At 63.4% G+C, this 17,328-nt stretch carries 15 protein-coding genes; 5 read left to right on the top strand and 10 right to left on the bottom strand.

The genetic code is table 11. The features are described 5' to 3' along the window. Nucleotides 1–19: 19 nt before the first annotated feature. Nucleotides 20–2,065, bottom strand: coding sequence for a thioredoxin domain-containing protein (locus VNH11_17175; protein HVA48105.1), 2,046 nt, complete (start codon nt 2,063–2,065; stop codon nt 20–22). A gap of 194 nt (nt 2,066–2,259) precedes the next feature. On the opposite strand from VNH11_17175, the gene VNH11_17170 reads away from it, so the two are divergent. Continuing rightward, the gene (locus VNH11_17170) at nt 2,260–3,159 is read left to right on the top strand and encodes an alpha/beta hydrolase (protein ID HVA48104.1); all 900 of its coding nucleotides are present in this window, start codon (nt 2,260–2,262) and stop codon (nt 3,157–3,159) included. Between the two features lie 106 nt (nt 3,160–3,265). Here the strand turns inward: VNH11_17170 and VNH11_17165 are convergent, their stop codons facing one another. From VNH11_17165 to VNH11_17150, 4 genes are all read right to left on the bottom strand, one after another. Continuing rightward, the gene (locus VNH11_17165) at nt 3,266–3,496 is read right to left on the bottom strand and encodes a hypothetical protein (GenBank protein HVA48103.1); all 231 of its coding nucleotides are present in this window, start codon (nt 3,494–3,496) and stop codon (nt 3,266–3,268) included. Between the two features lie 46 nt (nt 3,497–3,542). Next, nucleotides 3,543–6,029 carry an alpha-L-arabinofuranosidase C-terminal domain-containing protein gene (locus VNH11_17160; GenBank protein ID HVA48102.1) on the bottom strand — a complete coding sequence of 829 codons (2,487 nt, stop codon included), beginning with the start codon at nt 6,027–6,029 and terminating at the stop codon, nt 3,543–3,545. 7 nt (nt 6,030–6,036) lie between these two features. Then, nucleotides 6,037–7,407 carry an aminotransferase class III-fold pyridoxal phosphate-dependent enzyme gene (locus VNH11_17155; protein HVA48101.1) on the bottom strand — a complete coding sequence of 457 codons (1,371 nt, stop codon included), beginning with the start codon at nt 7,405–7,407 and terminating at the stop codon, nt 6,037–6,039. Between the two features lie 87 nt (nt 7,408–7,494). Continuing rightward, complete coding sequence (locus VNH11_17150; protein HVA48100.1) at nt 7,495–8,319, bottom strand: sugar phosphate isomerase/epimerase family protein; 825 nt, start codon at nt 8,317–8,319, stop codon at nt 7,495–7,497. Between the two features lie 229 nt (nt 8,320–8,548). Here VNH11_17150 and VNH11_17145 point away from each other — a divergent pair, with 229 nt between their 5' ends. Further along, entirely contained in the window at nt 8,549–9,517 is a 969-nt protein-coding gene (locus VNH11_17145) for an acetamidase/formamidase family protein (protein ID HVA48099.1), read from the top strand. 116 nt (nt 9,518–9,633) lie between these two features. Continuing rightward, a complete protein-coding gene (locus tag VNH11_17140; GenBank protein ID HVA48098.1) occupies nt 9,634–10,041 on the top strand; it encodes a hypothetical protein in 408 nt (135 codons plus the stop codon). 19 nt (nt 10,042–10,060) lie between these two features. Here the strand turns inward: VNH11_17140 and VNH11_17135 are convergent, their stop codons facing one another. Further along, entirely contained in the window at nt 10,061–11,653 is a 1,593-nt protein-coding gene (locus VNH11_17135; protein ID HVA48097.1) for a N,N-dimethylformamidase beta subunit family domain-containing protein, read from the bottom strand. Beyond that, entirely contained in the window at nt 11,647–12,849 is a 1,203-nt protein-coding gene (locus VNH11_17130) for an aminotransferase class V-fold PLP-dependent enzyme (protein ID HVA48096.1), read from the bottom strand. Before VNH11_17130 ends, VNH11_17135 begins: the two co-directional genes overlap by 7 nt. A gap of 95 nt (nt 12,850–12,944) precedes the next feature. Here VNH11_17130 and VNH11_17125 point away from each other — a divergent pair, with 95 nt between their 5' ends. Continuing rightward, nucleotides 12,945–13,316 (top strand): hypothetical protein, encoded by a 372-nt coding sequence (locus tag VNH11_17125; GenBank protein HVA48095.1) that lies wholly within the window; start codon nt 12,945–12,947, stop codon nt 13,314–13,316. Between the two features lie 109 nt (nt 13,317–13,425). After that, nucleotides 13,426–13,968, top strand: a complete 543-nt coding sequence (locus VNH11_17120; GenBank protein ID HVA48094.1) for a hypothetical protein — start codon at nt 13,426–13,428, stop codon at nt 13,966–13,968. Nucleotides 13,969–13,986: 18 nt separating this feature from the next. Here the strand turns inward: VNH11_17120 and VNH11_17115 are convergent, their stop codons facing one another. The 3 genes from VNH11_17115 to VNH11_17105 are packed head-to-tail and all read right to left on the bottom strand — an operon-like array spanning nt 13,987 to nt 17,198. Beyond that, nucleotides 13,987–14,808 carry a hypothetical protein gene (locus VNH11_17115; GenBank protein HVA48093.1) on the bottom strand — a complete coding sequence of 274 codons (822 nt, stop codon included), beginning with the start codon at nt 14,806–14,808 and terminating at the stop codon, nt 13,987–13,989. 28 nt (nt 14,809–14,836) lie between these two features. After that, nucleotides 14,837–15,802, bottom strand: coding sequence for a peptidylprolyl isomerase (locus VNH11_17110; GenBank protein HVA48092.1), 966 nt, complete (start codon nt 15,800–15,802; stop codon nt 14,837–14,839). A gap of 49 nt (nt 15,803–15,851) precedes the next feature. Beyond that, nucleotides 15,852–17,198, bottom strand: coding sequence for a hypothetical protein (locus tag VNH11_17105; GenBank protein HVA48091.1), 1,347 nt, complete (start codon nt 17,196–17,198; stop codon nt 15,852–15,854). Nucleotides 17,199–17,328 lie beyond the last annotated feature (130 nt).

Below are 17,328 nucleotides of genomic sequence, written 5' to 3'. Positions count from 1 at the left end.
CAAGCTCGCTTGTCCCACCCTACAAAGCCGCCAACGCGGCGGCGATTGCCGGCTTGCCGACGACCGGCGCTTGGCAGGTGAAGTTCTCACAGACGTAAAGCGCCGGTTGACCGTCGACGGCGGTCTTTCCTTCAAACAGACTATCGAGCCTCCGGCTATGACCCGTGCCCGGCCGTCCGGCGATCACCTTGTTGGGAACATAACGCCGTCGCAGGTCGGCGGCAACTTCCGCGGTTTCCGGCGATGCCCCGACCAGCGCCAACTCCGGCGCCGGCCCCAGATAAAAGTCGAGGGCAATCAAGAGTTGCCCGGCGGCACTGGCGTGCTTTTCCAACAGACCGGCGAACGCCTTGAGCGTGCGTTCGGCGGCGGCGAGATAATCGGTGCGGCCGCAGAGTTTTCCCAGCCGCAAGAGCAGCGTGGCGGCCATCGAGTTGCCGCTGGGCACCGAGCTGTCTTGCACATCCTTTTGCCGTGAGATGAGTTTCTCGTGGTCGGCGGCCGTGAAATAGAATCCGCCCGACTCCTGGTCATCGAATTTCGCCAGCACGATATCGGCCAATTCGACGGCATCGTCGATCCAGCGCTCTTCCCAGCTCGATTCGTAAAGCGTCACGAGCGCGCTGGCCAGACAAGTGTAATCGTCGAGGTAGGCGTCGAACTTGGCCTGGCCCGCCCGCCAGGCATGCAACAACCGGCCATCGGGCTTCCGCATTTTGCCAAGGAGGAAGTCGGCCGCGGCACGTGCGGCGTTCAGGTAACGCGGCTCGTCGAGCGCGCCGGCCGCGTAAGCCAGCGAGTCGATCATCAGACCGTTCCAGCTCACCAGCACCTTGTCGTCCAGGCCCGGCCAGACGCGCCGGTTGCGGACCTCCAACAGCCGGGCACGACTCTCGGCCAGTTCCGCGGTCAGTTCGCCCAAATCACGGCCCAAAATCTTCGCACATTGATCGAGCGTTTTCGGCAGATTCAGGATGTTGCGGCCTTCGAAGTTCCCTTCGTCGCTGACGTCGTAGACGCGGCAGAACGTCTTGGCCCGCTCGGCGCCGAGCACTTCTTCGATTTCGCCGGGCGTCCAGACATAGAACTTGCCTTCCTCGCCTTCGCTGTCGGCGTCGAGCGTGCTGTAAAAGCCGCCTTCGGGCGAGGTCATCTCGCGGAGCACGTAATCGAACGTTTCGCGGGCCACGCGCTCGTAGTCTCGGCGGCCGGTGGCTTGAAATGCTTCGACATACGCGGCCGACAACAGGGCGTTGTCGTAGAGCATCTTCTCAAAGTGCGGCACCAGCCAACGATCATCGACGCTGTAGCGATGAAAGCCGCCGCCAAGTTGATCGTAGATGCCGCCGGCCGCCATGCGGTCGAGCGTCAGCGTGACGATGTGCAGTACCTGCTCGCGCGGCCCGCGCTTCCAGCGCCGCAACAGCAGCCGCAGGTCCATGGGATGCGGGAATTTGGGAGCGCCGCCAAAGCCGCCGTGCTGATAATCGAACGTCCGCTCCAGGGCCGCTTCGGCAGCCGCCAGCGGCTTGGGCGAAAGCTCGCCGGGCGGCAGACTCATTCGCCCCACGCGGTCGATGTCGGCCGCCAGCTCGCCGGCCTGCTGGTCGACCTGTTGCCGCCGGTTTTTCCAGGCGTCGAGTACGCCCTCGATCACCTGGTCGAAGCCGGGCATACCCATTCGCCCCGTCGGCGGCCAATAGGTGCCGCCGTAAAACGGTTTCAGCTCCGGCGTCAGAAAGACCGACATCGGCCAGCCGCCCCGCCCGGTCATGGCCTGCACGGCCGTCATGTAAATTTGGTCGAGATCGGGCCGCTCTTCGCGATCGACCTTGATGCACACGAAACCCTCGTTCAGCCGCCGGGCGATCGGCTCGCTCTCGAAGCTCTCGTGTTCCATGACGTGGCACCAGTGGCAGGCCGAATAGCCGATGGAGAGAAAGATCGGCTTGTCTTCGCGGCGCGCCCGGTCGAGCGCCTCCGGCCCCCAGGCATGCCAATCGACGGGATTGTTGGCGTGTTGCAGCAGATAGGGGCTGGTTTCGTGAGCGAGGCGGTTGGGCATGAGTGGGCACTGCCTTTGAAAAGCCGGAGGTGTCAGGTAGCTGCTTGCCGCGGCCGCGCACGACGACTACGCTGGCAGGCAACAAATCTGGAGGATGGCCTTCCTAGGCCGTCTCGTGGTTGTTTATGCACTGGACCGCCTAGGAAGGCCATCCTCCGATCAACGTACCTTGTTTGATCCGAGGAGACAATTCAATGCCCCGACGTTTTCCGCTTGCTCTCGTAATCGTCTTGTGCTCGATGCCATGCTGCAACCTGTCTGCGGCCGAGCGGCCCGACAAACTGACGCTGTGGCCCGACGGCAAAACACCCGGAGCACTGGGCAACGACGCAAAGGATGCGCCCACGCTCACGGCTTATTGGCCTGCCAGCGACAAAGCGACCGGCGCGGCGATTGTGGTCTGTCCGGGCGGCGGCTATCGCATGCTGGCGCCGCACGAGGGCGAAGCCTACGCGCGGTGGCTCAACGATCTGGGCATCGCCGCTTTCGTGCTCAAATACCGGCTCGTCTCCGGCGGCTATCACGTGCCCGACAGCTTGCAAGACGCCGCGCGCGCCATTCGCACGGTGCGGGCCAACGCCGCTCCGTGGCAGCTCGATCCGAAGCGCATCGGCATCATGGGTTCCTCGGCGGGCGGCCATCTGTCGGCCACGCTTTCCACGCGTTTCGACGCGGGCCGCTCCGATTCCGACGACCCGATCGAACAGGCCGGTTCGCGGCCCGACGCGTGCATTCTTTGTTACGCCTTCATTCTGATGGACCGCAGTGATGCCAAGCGGCAGGAGCAGTTTTTGGGCAAGGATCCATCGCCGGAGCAAATTCGCGCTTTCGCACCGGCGTTGAACGTGCGGGCCGACACACCGCCCTGTTTCGTCTGGCAGACGGTGGCCGATGCGGGCGTGAAGGTCGAGAACGCGCTGGTCTTCGCCGAAGCGCTGCGGCAGGCCAAAGTGCCGTTTGCCCTGCACCTCTACCAGAACGGCCCGCACGGCATCGGCCTGGGCGTGAAAGAATACGATCCCGCCAAGCTGCACCCCTGGACCCGCGACTGCGCGTTCTGGCTGGGGGAACAAGGGTTCTTGGCAAAGAAATGAACTTCAGCCGGCCGGTTGTCGGACCGCTTCATTCAACTGAACGGCGAGTTTCGTGCGGCAGAGCTGATTCAAGCTGACTCCCTGTCTCCCTTGAATTCGATCAGTCTCAATCGACGCGGCGGACTTGGCACCATCGCCACGTGGAATAGCCGGGACTGTAAATCGTTTCCTCGTCAAATGCGATTCCAGCCAGCCAGTCGATCGGATGAGCGTTGGGCAACCAGACGGTTGCCAATGCGACGGCTGCAACAAACGCTAACAGCGACCAAGCCAGGATCAACCATGCTTGTGGCGACCATCGCCACGTCGCTCGCTGCTTCACCGAACTGATACTCATATTCAAAGCCCGCAACGAGCTATGCCGCATGCAGAGGGACGCCAAGTTATTTGAACTGCAACACTGTAAACGACATGGCAGGGAACGTATATCGCGATTTCCCCGCAGCAAGCTCGTGTTGCCAGTCTTTGCTGCTCGGACGAATGCTGTTGGGAGCGGCGGCGGTGTTGACCGCATCCAAGGCCGCCGCCAGCTCCTCGACGCGCGCCGTCGGCTGCCGGGCAACGAAGCCGGCAATGTCGAGCTGCGCGGCGATCGGCTTGTCGTGCGTGTTGACCACCTGCAAGACGAGCGTCTTTCCGTCGTCGCTCCGTTTGGCACTCACGTCGAGCATCGCGGCGCCATCGACCTTCGCCGTCGCGGCCAGCGGCTGATAGTTTCTGGCCACCATTTGCGTCACGAAGTAAGGCGGCTGGGGCCAGACGCGGCAGGGATTCATGAACAACAGGCCCTGGTTCCAGCCGTTGTCGTTCTGGCCGTCGACCTGCAGGCAATTGGCCGACGCGGCAATCGTTACCCTACCCGCCAGACGCTCGATGAGGTTGATCGCGCCGGCGTTGCCCAACGCCCGGCGGAAAGCATGATTGCCCGCGTTGAACTCAAACACCACCACCTTGTGCGTTGCGCCCCGCGCTAGCTTTTCCAACGCCGCGACGTAGCTCGGCAGCGCTCGCAATGAGCCCGAGGGTTGCGGTCCGTCGGTGCCGATGTGGACGTCGAAGTCGATCTCGCGGCCCGCCTGCTTGGCAAGATCGAGCAGCTTGCGATGGCCGCTCAGGTTGGTGATGCCCGACGCGGCGCCGGTGATGTGCTCCGCGTCGTTGATGACGTGGTCGTAGACGAAGTCACCGACCACGATGATGATGTGCGGATCTTTGGCCCAGATCGCTTGGGCCATCGGACGGAAACGGTCGAAGTAGGCGTCGTCGATCCGTTCCTCGTTGCCCAGCTCAACATACCGTAGGCCGTATGGTTGTGGATGGCCGTCTTCGGTCCGCCGCTTTCCCCAGGGGCTGTCGGCCGGGCCGTTCACGTATTCTACGAAATCGGCCATGTCTTGCGGCGACTCGCCCATGTTGAGCGCGGGAACGGCCAGAAAGCCGGCCGCCTCGCAAAGGTCGAGAAAATCGAAAATGCCCCAGCCGTTGGTCGAATAGCGATACCACGTGCCCTGGTGCGGAGGCCGGCGATCGCGCGCGCCGATCATCTTCTTCCAACGGTATTCCGGGTGATTGATCATCGAGCCGCCGTAGCGCAGCACGGTCAGCTTCTGCTCGATCAGCCCTTCCACGACGTCTCGCCGGTCGGGCAATCCCGCAAACCGCCCCCACTCACCCGGCTGCAAAAAGACGTGGCCAAGCACGATTTTGCCAGGACGGCGCAACGAAATGGCGAGGCGTCCGCGTTCGATCGCGGCATCGGGCGTGAGTTCGAAGTCGAGCCGTTGCCACTCGCCGCCACCGGTCGCCTGCACACGTGTCTGCGCAATACGTTGGGCGCCGTCGGCGTCTTCCATCGTCAGCCAAAGTTCGCTCGGCTTCTCTGCACGTGCCCAAACATAGCCTTGATAGGGTTTCTGCTCGTGAATGCACATTCCCTGACGGTTCAGGCCGCGGTTTTCGATGCCGACTTCGCCGTCGCCTGACACGAACTCGACTTGCTGGCTTTGCGGGCCGATAAAGGGCCGGTCGGTGAGCAGTGCAAATCGGCCGTTCGCATTTCCGCGCGTCGCAGGCCGCCATTGTCCGCTCACCGCTCCTCGATCGGATGCCGGCGGCTCGAAGGGAAGTTCTTGCAGCCGGTCGCCGGTTTTCACCCACAGATGGCGATAGCGCGCCTGGCGCTGCCAGGGACGCAGGGCGACCGTTCCCTCCAGCAGCGGCCGCTCGCGGTCTTCGTAGCGCACGACACGTTTGCCGTCCACGAGCACTTCAATGGCATTGCCCGCAAGCCGCGTTTCGAGGGCGATCCACTTGCCGACTGGCACATCGTAAGGCGTAGCGCGCAAGAGTTGCCAGTCGTGGCGATGGCGGCCGATGAGAACCTGGTTGGCTTGCGCGTCGAGCGAGATTTCGTAGCCGTCGAAGTTATCGGCTCCAATGCCCGGCTTGCCGAGCCGCACGATCAGGCCCGCGTTGCCCGGCGTGCGATCGGCCAAATAGACTTGCACGCCGGCCGCACCGTCGCGGAACGGCGCAGCCGCGCTCACCAGCTTGGGGCCGGCGCCGGCGGGGGCCAGCACCTCGCCGTCGCTGAGCCGCCAATCGCCATCAAAAACCTTGAAGCCGCGCACGGGGCTTTCGGGCGACGGCTCTTGAAAACTCTCGCCAAACACCATCTGGCTATAGATGCCGCCATAGATTTCGTGGTTGACGTCCTCGATGCACGCCCCGGTCAGATAGCGGCTGACGGGTCCGAGCACTTGCGCCGCATCGACTTGGACGATTGCCTCCTGCCCCGCGGCTGGCGACGCGAATTCGATCATCGAGATCAGTGCCAGGCAGCCGACCAGCGTTCGTGATGCTTTTTTCATGTTGCTCCTACAGCTCGCCTTCCGCCCGCAACAGCTTGATTGTCTGCCGGAAGGCGTCGGCGGTTTGTTCCAGATCGTCGTTGGTGTGAACGGCCGATGTCGGGCCGCCGGGCCAGGTAAACAACTCCACGCCGTGCAGCATCATTCCCAGCCGCAGCTTCATGGCCAGCGATTTGGGCGCCGGAGCCTTCAAGACGCGGTGATCGAATTTGCCCGCTTCGATTTCGGCCGCCGTGATCTCCAGCCGTTGGGGATTGGTGAAAACATGGAAGCCCGAAAAGCTGCCGTACACGACCCAGGGTATGCGCTCGTCGCGCAGCACGCGGCTCAGCGCCTCGCGCAGCCGGGCAGCGTATTCGTTGGCCCGTTGGCAGGCGTCGCTCTCGCTGACGATTTCGAGCGTCGTCGAGCCGGCCACCGCCGATAGCGGGTTGGCGTTGAAGGTGCCCTGGTGCGGCACCTTCTCGCGGCCGGTGGCAGCAGCCTCAGCAACGTCGAGCAGCCCCAGAATCTCCTTGCGGCCGACCACCGCCCCGCCCGGCAGACCGCCGGCCAGGATCTTGGCCAGCGTCGTCAGATCGGGCCGGATGCCGTAGACCTGTTGCGCTCCGCCCGGCGAACAACGGAAGCCGCTGATCACCTCGTCGAGAATCAACAGCACGCCGCGTTCGGCCGTCAGCTCGCGGAGCGCTTCGAGGAAGTCCGGCAGCACGGGCACCTGGCCCCAGCTTGCCCCGGTCGGCTCGATGATGGCCGCCGCAATGTCGGCGTGCGCGTCGAGCACCGCCCGCGTGCCGGCCACGTCGCCGGGCGGAGCGAGCACCACGTTGGTGGCCACTTCGCCCAGCACGCCGGGCGTGGGCGTGCCGTCGAAGTGCGACGCCACGCCGAAGGCGGCGTGATCGTGCCAGCCGTGAAAGTGGCCCAGAAACCGCATGATCTTGGGGCGGCCGGTGAAGGCGCGGGCCAACCGCATGGCCATCATCGTGGCCTCGGTGCCCGAACTGGTGAACCGCACGCGCTCGGCCGACGGCATCAGCTTTTGCACCCAGCGGCCCCACTCGAGTTCCGGCTGGTGGCAGGCGCCGAAGTGCGTGCCACGCTGGAGCTGCTGGGCCACGGCTTGGACCACGAGCGGGTGGTTGTGACCGAGCAGCAGCGCACCGTGTCCGCCGGCGTAATCGACATACTCGTTGCCATCGACGTCCCACTTGCGCGGGCCCGCGGCCCGCTCGACGTAAATCGGATACGGTTCCAGAATGCGACCGTCGTGCGTCACGCCGCCGGGAAAGACCTCGACAGCCTGTTGTGCCAGCCGGGCGGAATGCACAGTACGACGGCGATAAGCGTCAATAATCGCGGAAGTCTGGGAACTCAAGGAGCGAACTCCAAAGGTCGAGGGTGCCAAGGAAGGAAGCGATTTATGGTAACATCGCGCAGCCGCGCCGTGCCAGCGGTCCCTCCCTCACCCCGCCACTTCCTCGGCGCAACGCTGCAAATACTCGATGCTGTCGCGCGCCAGCCGTTCGGGGCCGGGCGAATAGTCAAATACCTCGACCGAGACCCAGCCGCGATAATCGATCTCGCCCAGTGCTTCGAGAATCGGACCGAACTGCAACTCGCCCATGCCCGGCCCTTGCCGGTTGGGATCGTTCGCGTGAAAGTGGACCAGCCAGGGCGCCGAGCGCCGAAGAATATCGGGAATCGGTGCGCTCTCGCTCGACATCGCTTTGCAATCGAGGTGCAACCGGCAATGGGACGAGCCGACCATTTCGATCAGCCGGATGCCGTCGGCCGCGGTGAGCAGGAAAATGCCCTCGGCCGGCCCCAGCGGTTCGACGGCCAGCGTCACGTCGAGTTCTTCCAGCGTCGGCATGGCGGCCTGAAAAACTTCGGCCGCGAACTTCATCGCCTCTTCGTGATTGACGCCCGGCAGTAGGTTTCGCTGCACCGGCGAGCCAAACACCATGATCGAACCGCCCAAATCGCGGCAGAGCCGGGCCAACTCCGCGATGTATTCAGCCGTCGCCCGGCGGACCGCCACGTCCGGCGTGGTCAGATACAGGCCCTCGGTCTTGGCCAGCAGCCAGTGCAGCCCGACCACATCGAGGCCGGCGTCTTCCGCTTGCTTGCGCACTTCGGCCCGCCGCGGGGCGGTAATCTTTCGCGCATCGGTGTTGATGGTGAAAGGGGCGATCTCGATGCCCGTGTAGCCGCAATCGCGGGCGAATGCAAAAGCCTTGTCGAACGGCCAATCGAGGAACGTTTCGTTGCAGATGGCGAATTTCATAGCGTCTTTCTTCGGTTCGCTTGCACGGCGCGATGCGGGCGGTACGATGATTTGACGTAGGGTGGGGCCAGCGAGCTCGCGAGCGCCGGCCCACCGATGGCGACGTCGATCATGGTGGGCCGGCGCTCGCAAGCTCGCTGGCCCCACCTTACGGTTGTCGCGATGCCGACTTCGATTGTGAGGCTATCGCACGCCTGCTACCGATACAAGTGGCAATTAGGAGCCCATCATGCAACGCATCGACCGTGAACAAGCCAAGAAATACGCCTTCGACTGGCGCGACGAACCGCTCCTGCGCGTGCGTGAGGGCGAAACCTTCGAGATCGAAACCTACGACGCCAGCACCGGCTATTTCAAAACGGCCGACGACAAAGCCATTCCCGCTCGGCGGCCCGGCTTCGACCGTTCGCCGGCCTTGGCCAATCCGATCGGCGGCCCGGTGTGGGTCGAAGGCGCCCAGCGCGGCGACGTGCTCGCGGTCACCATCGAGAGCATCACCGTCGACGATTACTCCTGGGTCGCCGTCGGCCCGCGTCGTGGCCCCTTGGGCGAATCGACCCGCTGGCCGGAGCTGTCGGGCGACTACACGACCAAGATTTTCAAGCACACGCCCGGCCCCAGCGGAACCACGCGCGACGGCACGCTGCATTTCAACGAGCGGCTCTCGTGGCCGATCACGCCGTTCGTCGGTACGTTGGGCGTGGCGCCCGACCGCGAAGTGGTGACGAGCATCGACGGGCAAGGCGACTGGGGCGGCAATCTCGACGTCCGCGACGTGTGTCCCGGCAACCGCGTTCTGCTCTCGGTGTATCACGACGGGGCCAAGTTCTATTTGGGCGACGTTCACGCCAGCCAGGGCGACACCGAATTCAGCGGCACGGCGGCGGAAACGAAGGCCACCGTGCGGCTGAAGCTGGAGCTGATCAAGCAGAAAAAAATCCCCTGCCTGCGGATCGAGAAGCCACAGTCGATCGTGGCCGTCTGGGCCGACCGGCCGCTGGAGACGGCGGTCGAGAAGGCGACGGTCTGCCTGATGGACTGGCTGATCGCCGAGCACGGCTTTTCGCCGACCGACGCCTATTGCCTGGTGAGCACCTGTCCCGATTTCCGCATCAACGTCTATCAGATGTGCCGCGTGGCCAAGCTGAGCTTTGTGGCCGGGGCGGAGGTGCCGAAAAAGTATTTGTCAGGAGCGTAACGGCCTTCTGATGATCGGCAGCGGAGTCTGCGATCTGGCTTCCGCGATGCCGGACCTGCATTCTCCAAGTCCCACGAAATCCAACCGCGTCGTACACTACCCCAAGGTCGGAAAACATGTCACTCCCGTTTGACGCTACGCTCAAAGAACTGGTCCGCCGCTACCCGCTCGATTGGCTTGCCGGACTGGACGCCGAGCTCCCGCCCGCCGACGCCAAGCGGCTGTTGATGGCCGCCTGGGTATTAACCGGAATGCGTGTTGCGCGCTCCAAATTGAAATTGCTTCAGGAGGCTTTAACCATGGTTGATTTGCGAGATTCCACGACTTATCAGTTGATTGTCGAAGAGGGCATGGCGCAAGGCTTGCGAACGATGCTAATACAGATCGGCGCACGGCGGTTGGGTCCGCCGCCAGCCGCGGTGCAAGAATCTCTGGACGCGATCGACGACGTCGCGCGGCTGAATCGCATGGGCGAGCGAGTGCTGGATGTCGCCAACTGGCGAGAACTGCTCGACGCACCTTGAGCATGTGCTGCGTCAACATTCACGACCCGACGGCCTGCAAAAACCGGCGTATCACGTTGGCGGTGATCTGCGATACGGCCTCGTCCACCAGCAGGCAGCTCGGCCAGGCGATGGAGCCGGCGGAAAACACCTCGCCGCCGCTGGCCGTGTCGTAATAGACCATCTCGGCGCCGCCGTCGTCGCGGTTCGTGCCCTTGGCCAGCAACTCGACGTTCGGCGGCGAGCTGGGCGAAATCTTGTCGGTCTCGTGAGCGCTGGCGCCGCCAGGGCAGCGGCCATGAAGGCTGTTTTGCCCAAACAGCTCATCTCGCTTCAGGCCCGTGCCGGCAAACGCCCAATGATCGGCGTCGACGACACGATACGGGGCGCCGGTCATCGCGCCGGCCTCGGTGAAGACGACGCCCAACAGGTTGGCTTCCGATTCCACGCGAAGATGAAAGCGGCTCTCCAGCTTGCGGCGGTCGATCTCCCGCTGGTCGCCGTTGCGGCAGATCATCGTCGCCTGATCGATAAACTCCACTTCGCAGTTCAGGCCGTTGCCGCCCAGGTAAATCAACCTGCCCCCTTGTTCGTCGACCCAGCCCTTGAGGCGTACGTACATCCTCCGCGACCAATACTCGGGGTGCGTTGAAAGCACGAGCACGCGATAGTCGGCCAGGTCGAGCTGCTCGAAGTGGAATTGCGTCTCGGCGTAAAAGTCGTAGTCAAATCCTTCACGCTCCAGCCAGGCCAACAGCCGCCACTCGGCCGCGGCCAGGTGGCAGGCTGCCCGGCCTTCAATCGGATCGGTCGGCTTCTCGTCGAAGGCGATCGAGTTGATCGGCTCGGGGCGGTCGAACGACAGCGGGTCGTAGTCGGTCGTATCGTAGTGCAGATGATTCGGATCGGTGTAACGCTTCAATTCCTGCCGCGAGTTCACCGTGGGCGTGGGCGGGAAACGGTCGGCGTGAATGTAGTTACTGCGTCCGCCGAAACTGTTGTAGGCGTTCCAGGTGATGTTCGAGGCCAAGACCGCCAATTTGGCCGCCGGCCGGGAAGGCGCCACGATCCAGGGAAACGAAAAGTGTAGTCCGGAAGCCGTTCGGGCATGGAAGCAATACAGGCCGCTCCGTGGCGGCGCTTCGACGAACTGGCGGTGGACCTTGATGTTGTAGCCTTGCTTGTTCCAGCCGACGCCCGTCTGCGTGTAATCGCCGTCGGGCGTGATCTGCATCGTCGCCCGAGGGCCGTGCTCGTCGTGCCAGCCGAGACTGCGGACCAACTCTTTTTCGCGACCGTAACGCCACAGTTCCAGCTTGTAGGCTTCGGTCGAGTGGACGCGGAATTCCGCTTCTTCGCCGGCCTTGACCCATTTCGGCCAAACGTAGCCCAGCAGGCCGTCGGAGAGCAAACGAAACTGATGGACTTCCCCTGGCCGGACGTCGAGCCGCAGGCGCTTGGAGCCGAAGCCTTGCTTGTAAAGCGTGACCTCGTATTGGCCGGGCGTCAGCTCGGCGTACACGGCGCCGCTGGCCCGAGAGCGGCCCTCGATGGAGCGGCCTTCCCGCGTACACTCCAGCATCACATCGGGCAAGGCAACATAGCGCTCGTCGCTCACATAGCCGATCAGCATGTCAACTCCTCTCGAAGCCGCGCCGCCAGGGCGGTCGTGCGGGCGTCGTTCAGGTGCAAGGGATTGATAACGAGCTTGCCTTCGCTCAGTTTTCCATGCCCCACATAACACGGCGGCGAGCCGCGACGCAATCGCCGGCAGACTTCCAGCGCCGACCGGCCGAGTGTGGCTTCATCGACGGTGATTTCCAACACGGGCGGCGGCTCGTCTTCGCCCCGATCGATCAGCGACGTATGCGCCGCACAACCTTCCAGCGCGGCGGCGATCTCGCTCAAGTGTTTGCTCTGAGCGACACGCTGCCGCTCATATTCGCCCGCCGTGAAAAGTTCGAGCGCCTTGAGCAAAGCGACGATCTGCTCCTTGGCGACTTTGAAGCCGCGGCCCAGGCCGTGCCGCGGCATGCCGGGAAGTTTCGATTTGTCGATCAGTTCCGGCGGCGGATCCCACAGCTCGAAGTGATCGTCCATGTCGAGCATCTGCACGGCGGCGGCGGCAATCAAGTCGCGCCGTCCGCACAGGATGCCGCTGGCTTGCGGTCCGCGAATCGCTTTGCCGCCGCTGAACGCCGCCAGGTCGGCGCCGCTGGCCACGATGTTTTTCAGGTTCGCTCTCGGCGGCAACTCGCCCGCCGCATCCACCAGCACCGGCAGGCCACGGGCATGGGCCGCCGCCACGAGCGTCTTGAGATCGGGGCGTGAATCAGGAGCAAAGACGTAGAGTAGGCCCGCGGTGCGGAGACTGAAAGCGGCCTCATATTCCCAGACTTCGGCCCGGCGGACGCCCGCATTGGCCACGATCTCGTGAAAGCCGACTTCGACCAGCGCGGCGCCGGCGGCGCGCACGGCATGGTCGTAGCCGTTGCGCTGTTCGCGGGCCATGACAAACTCGTTCGGGAACGAGCCGTCGGGGTGCGGCAGCAGTTCCATCCGCCGCAAGTCGTAGCCCGTGAGAATCGCCGCCGTGCCGAGCGTGAGGGCCGCGGCCGCGCCGGCCGTGACCAGGCCCGCTTCGGCTCCGGTCGCCGAGGCGATCCTGCGGCTGGCGGCGGCCTGAAGCTGTTCGAGCGGCACGGATTCAGCGGCCGCGGCGCCAAAGGCGTCGAGCACGGCCGGCGGCATCGGCGCTCCGCCCAGCCGCGTCACGCTGCCCGAAGCGTTGATGATCGGCTCGATGCCAAGTTCTTGGTAGATTCCCACGTTCCAACTCTGCGCCGGTGAGGGCTCAAAAAGACCGCCCCCAAGCAGAATACGGCACGAAGCGGTTCTTTGCCAACCACCGCGCCGTGATTTTGATGGAAACGATCCATCGTGTTATACTTCACGCAAAAGACGTTCGCCTGTTGCTAGGGACTGAAGCGGTGCCGCGGGTAGTTCGCCCCATGCTTGTGGATACGGACGGCCTTCCGCGCGTTGAGAAGCGGTCGAAGTGCTTGGCCGTTCGCGAACCGCCTGACCGATTTGCCGATGTCGATGTGGATGCAAACAATAAAGTGCTTTCAAACCGAAAGGGGCTCTCGGTTGTAGACGACTGGCGCCGATTGCCGGCGCATCTAATCCCGGAACACCTCGACGACGGGTTCAACGGCGCCCGAGGCAAAGACATGCGAGTGTTCGTCCATGGAAGCGGCGATTTCGAGGAAGCGGTTGTCGCCAACGGCTTGTAGCTATTTCACAAACCCGGCTCGACGGTCGCGGGCGTGATCGCTCCGCCGGTTTCCGTAGAATTACAGCAGTTCCAGCGGGACTTGGCGGCGACCCGTCCGCATTGGGTTATTGACGAGAGTTGATTCCATGACTGATTTTACTCCAATAGTCGACGATTCGTATCGCCGCTACGCAGAACTTCTGCTCGAACACCATCAACACCTGACGGCAGGCCGGGCCGATGGATGCCTCGAAGCGGTCGAGGAGGAAATGACGCAGCTTTGGGGCGGATTGGATGGTATCCAACAGCGCAGCCTGTCGGGCTTGAGCTCCGATTTGAATTGGCTTCGCAGGGGCGGTCAGGTGGCGCCAAGAGCCAAGTCGGCAGTGGCTGTGACGCCTGACGACCTAAGCGAATTGCAAGATGCACGCGCTCGCAACGACTGGAACAAAGTCCTGCATTGCCTGCGTCATTGCAGCGCGAAATTGCCGGCGTTCGACGTTGCTTTCTTGCGCGCCACTGCTTGGCAGGCGCTCGGGTTTTCCCAGGTGGCGGGGGCGTTTCGCAGCTTCGCCGCCCAGCTTGAGCCGAACAACGCGGGCCTCACCGCGCTCGCGCTGCCCTTGGACGTGAAAGCCAGCATGGTCGATCGCGCGGGCTCGGTGGACTGAGCACCCGCGGCCTTTAGCTTAGGGAACCGGGCCTGCCGCGTCCTTCGCCGCCCGCCGATCCAGCCAATTGAGCCCGCCCTTTGCTTGAATCGCCATGCACAGGACCTGGCAATAAACGACGACTTTCTGAGCGGTTGCCTTCCAGAAAAGAGCGGAAGCGGAAAGCCAATGCGGGCCCTCGAATTCGCGCAGCAGCACGTAGGCTCCCAGCAGCGCGCACAACGCGAGAAGGCTCCAGCCATAGCGGTTGGGATAGTCGGCTTCCAGCAGCAGGGCCACCGCGTACGACAGCCCCATCGCCGCGAACGAAACAAACCCCGCGATCGCAAAAAAATGATGTTCGTCGTGCTGGACGTCAAGCGGCGCCAAACCGATTCGGATGTAGCTCCATCCGGCCAAGACCCCGCACGCCAGCGCGAGCGTCGCGAAACGCCGGGAGCCTGGCCGCTGGAACAGATCGGGCAGCCGCCAGGCGTAAAGCATCGTGCCCGTGCCAGCGACGCCGAGCGCCAGCATCAAGAGGATGTTGACGGGGCGGTTATCGCCGTTGTCGTACCGATACTCGCGGCCCAGATCGCTCAGGAAGATTTCCAGCCCCAACTCTTGCACCGCGGGAAGCTGGCAGCGGTTCAACGAAAATCCGGGCTTTTTGCAGATCCGCTTGACCACGCAACGGTAGTGATACTGCTTGCTCTCGGCGAACGTACCGTAATGCTCGTTCCAGGCCTGCAAGATCCGCGAGATCCCATCGTCGGCATAGATGCCCTGGAGCGGCAAAGCCGCGCTGAAAAGAATCAGCGAAAGGCAATTCAGTCTTGGCGGTCGGGGCTTGGGAATCATCGATGTCGGCCGCTCCGCGTCCATCGGATCATTTCACACGGACGATCTTGACCGATACCTCCTTGCGTTGCTTCTTGGCCAGCTCGAGGAACCTTTCGCGAGCAAAGTCCTCGACTAATTCGCGCCGGGCATCCTGCCAGGTCTTGTCGCCCGCTTTCACATCCGTGCATTGAATCAGGTGAACGCCAAATTGATCGACGACGGGTTTGCTGATCTCGCCCTTCTTCAACTCGAAGGCGGCCCGCGAAAAGGCCGCGGTCATGCGATCGTGCAGCGGAATAAAGCCGAGATCGCCGCCGTGCCGGCGACTCGGTCCGGACGAATGTTCTTCGGCCGCTTTGGCGAACGACAGATTGCCCGAAACAATCTGCGACCGTAGCTTGTCGGCCTGCTCCAGCGCCGCACGGAGTTTCGCTTCGCCGTCCTCGGTCTTCACGGGCAGCAGAATGTGGCTCACGCGCAGCTCGCTGCCGTCGTAGTCGCGGCGATGAAGATCGAAGAACCGCTGAAGCGCCTCGTCGGTGGCCTCGTTGGCGAGAAAGCCGGCCCACATCACGTCCCACTCCAGCCGCCGCCGCACCATCCGCTCGTTCAAGCCGTGGCGGCTCAAGAACTCGTCAAAGGTCAGGCTCTGTGCCTCCAGCTTGCGCTTCAACTCGGCGAGAAGCTCGTCGCTCTCTTGCTTGGCGACCGCGTATCCTTGTTTCACAAGATATCCGGCCACCAGCCGCTGATTGATCGCTTGATCGAGTGCGGCCGCGCGCAATTCGGCAGACGCGGCGCCGGCTGTTTTGCGTCGCCGACCGGCGAGCAGGTCATCGACTTCGGCCACGTAGACGGGCTGGTCGCCCACCATCGCCGCAACCGGCAGTTCGGTCTCCGCCTCCGTCGTCAATTTTGCCGAAGTCTTGCTCTTGGCCGGCCCGGCCGCATCCGCGGCCGCGATCGTGACCAGCAGGAAGAGGCAGGCCACTGATTTCGCTAATGGCTTCATCGCTCTGCCCAATCCAAAATCCAAAATCCAAAATCCAAAATTCCGCCCCCTACGGGAGATCCAGGCCCTTCAATTCATAAGCGACCGGCAGGCTCACGATGGCCGTCGGCGTCTTGTAGACAAACGTAAAACCCTTGATGTTCGGCACATCAAAATAATAGGCCGTTCCCACTTCGGTTTCCGTCTCGCGGGTCGTTTCCAGGCCGGCAAAGGGAACCGTCTTGTTGTCGGGTCCTTCCAGGGCCGCGAAGTTGCTCGTCACCCAGCCGGTGCTGAGGTGCGATTCCAACGCGCCGGTCGCCTTCTCGAAGCTCAACAGCACGCGGACTTCCCAGACGGCTTCGTTCTTGCGGACGCTTTCCAGCGATACCGTCACACCGGCGCGGCGGCGGTCGGTGCGTTTGTTCTTGTCGAGATTGGCGAAGCGGAACGCCTCCACGCGCCCCGGCAGCATGGCGGTCAGCTTTCCTTTCAGGCTGGCGATCCGCCGCACATTCCGCTCCGGCAATTGGAACTGGATCGGCAACTCGACCGATTTCATGTCGGCGTCGATCGGAAACTGCATGTCGCCGGCCGACGCCGCCACGGGAATTGCCTGGCCGTTGTCGTCGACGGCCAGCAGGTCGCTCGCCGGCTGCACGATCACGATCGGTTGCAGGCGCGGTTCCCAGGCCGCCTCCAACGTCAGACTGAGAATATGGCTCATCGGGTCGCGCAGGTCGCGCCGGGCGACGAACTCCGTGCCCTCGATGCGAAAAGCCCCGGTGTAGACGGCCTGCCCGTGCCGCGGCAAGCGCGATTCGCCCCGGCTCATCAGGCCCAGACCGCCGTTTTCGGATGTATACGGGTAGATGGTCAACTCGGCCTGATCCAGCACGTCGTCGAGCGCCTGCCAAAACGGCGCCTGCTGGAAATCGACCTTAAGTTTGGGGTCGCCCACCTCTTGCCCGAACTCCGATCGCAGATCGACCAGCTTGTTGTGCGTTTGCTCTTCAAGCGCCTTGAGGATCTCGGAGAGCGGCTTTTCGCCCGACAGCGTCACCGCGCTGGGTTCGATGGAACTTTCCGCCTCGCTCTTCTCCAGCTTTTCGCGGACCCGATCGAGCCGCTGGCCGGCTTCGGCCGACATGCGGTCGGTGTTTTCGGGCAAGTAATCGAGGATTTTCGTCCCCAGAGCAACCAGGTCCTTCTCCGCTTCTTCGCGCCGCGCCTTCTGCGGCGCGTCGAGCTGGCGTACAAGCCGGCGGATCGTCTCAGCAAACTCATCCGTGCCGGTTGCTTCGGTGGTGGATTTATCGTCCGTACCAGTTTTGCCGGCGGTAGGCTTCGCGGGCTCGGCGGCGGCAAGGCAGGCCGCGGCGCAGAGCCAGAACGTCAACGTCAAGCGTGTCAGCATTGCGGAACCTCCGCGGTGAGCTTGGGAAAAGCGAACTTCCTCATTCTAGGACCTCGTCGCCATCACTGCCAGCGAGGTAAAGTTGTGGTCGGTAGTCCGTGGTCCGTAGTCCGTGGTTAACGCCGTAGGG

The sequence above is a fragment of the Pirellulales bacterium genome, from assembly GCA_035533075.1.
GTDB lineage: Bacteria > Planctomycetota > Planctomycetia > Pirellulales > JAICIG01 > DASSFG01.
This window is presented reverse-complemented; position numbering and strand designations above follow the sequence as displayed.

Excerpts from the sequence above, each read along its gene's own strand:
- VNH11_17175 (HVA48105.1), bottom strand. The coding sequence starts at position 2,065 with ATGCCCAACCGCCTCGCTCACGAAACCAGCCCCTATCTGCTGCAACAC.
- VNH11_17170 (HVA48104.1), top strand. The coding sequence starts at position 2,260 with ATGCCCCGACGTTTTCCGCTTGCTCTCGTAATCGTCTTGTGCTCGATG.
- VNH11_17165 (HVA48103.1), bottom strand. The coding sequence starts at position 3,496 with ATGAGTATCAGTTCGGTGAAGCAGCGAGCGACGTGGCGATGGTCGCCA.
- VNH11_17160 (HVA48102.1), bottom strand. The coding sequence starts at position 6,029 with ATGAAAAAAGCATCACGAACGCTGGTCGGCTGCCTGGCACTGATCTCG.
- VNH11_17150 (HVA48100.1), bottom strand. The coding sequence starts at position 8,319 with ATGAAATTCGCCATCTGCAACGAAACGTTCCTCGATTGGCCGTTCGAC.
- VNH11_17145 (HVA48099.1), top strand. The coding sequence starts at position 8,549 with ATGCAACGCATCGACCGTGAACAAGCCAAGAAATACGCCTTCGACTGG.
- VNH11_17140 (HVA48098.1), top strand. The coding sequence starts at position 9,634 with ATGTCACTCCCGTTTGACGCTACGCTCAAAGAACTGGTCCGCCGCTAC.
- VNH11_17135 (HVA48097.1), bottom strand. The coding sequence starts at position 11,653 with ATGCTGATCGGCTATGTGAGCGACGAGCGCTATGTTGCCTTGCCCGAT.
- VNH11_17125 (HVA48095.1), top strand. The coding sequence starts at position 12,945 with ATGGAAACGATCCATCGTGTTATACTTCACGCAAAAGACGTTCGCCTG.
- VNH11_17115 (HVA48093.1), bottom strand. The coding sequence starts at position 14,808 with ATGATTCCCAAGCCCCGACCGCCAAGACTGAATTGCCTTTCGCTGATT.
- VNH11_17110 (HVA48092.1), bottom strand. The coding sequence starts at position 15,802 with ATGAAGCCATTAGCGAAATCAGTGGCCTGCCTCTTCCTGCTGGTCACG.
- VNH11_17105 (HVA48091.1), bottom strand. The coding sequence starts at position 17,198 with ATGCTGACACGCTTGACGTTGACGTTCTGGCTCTGCGCCGCGGCCTGC.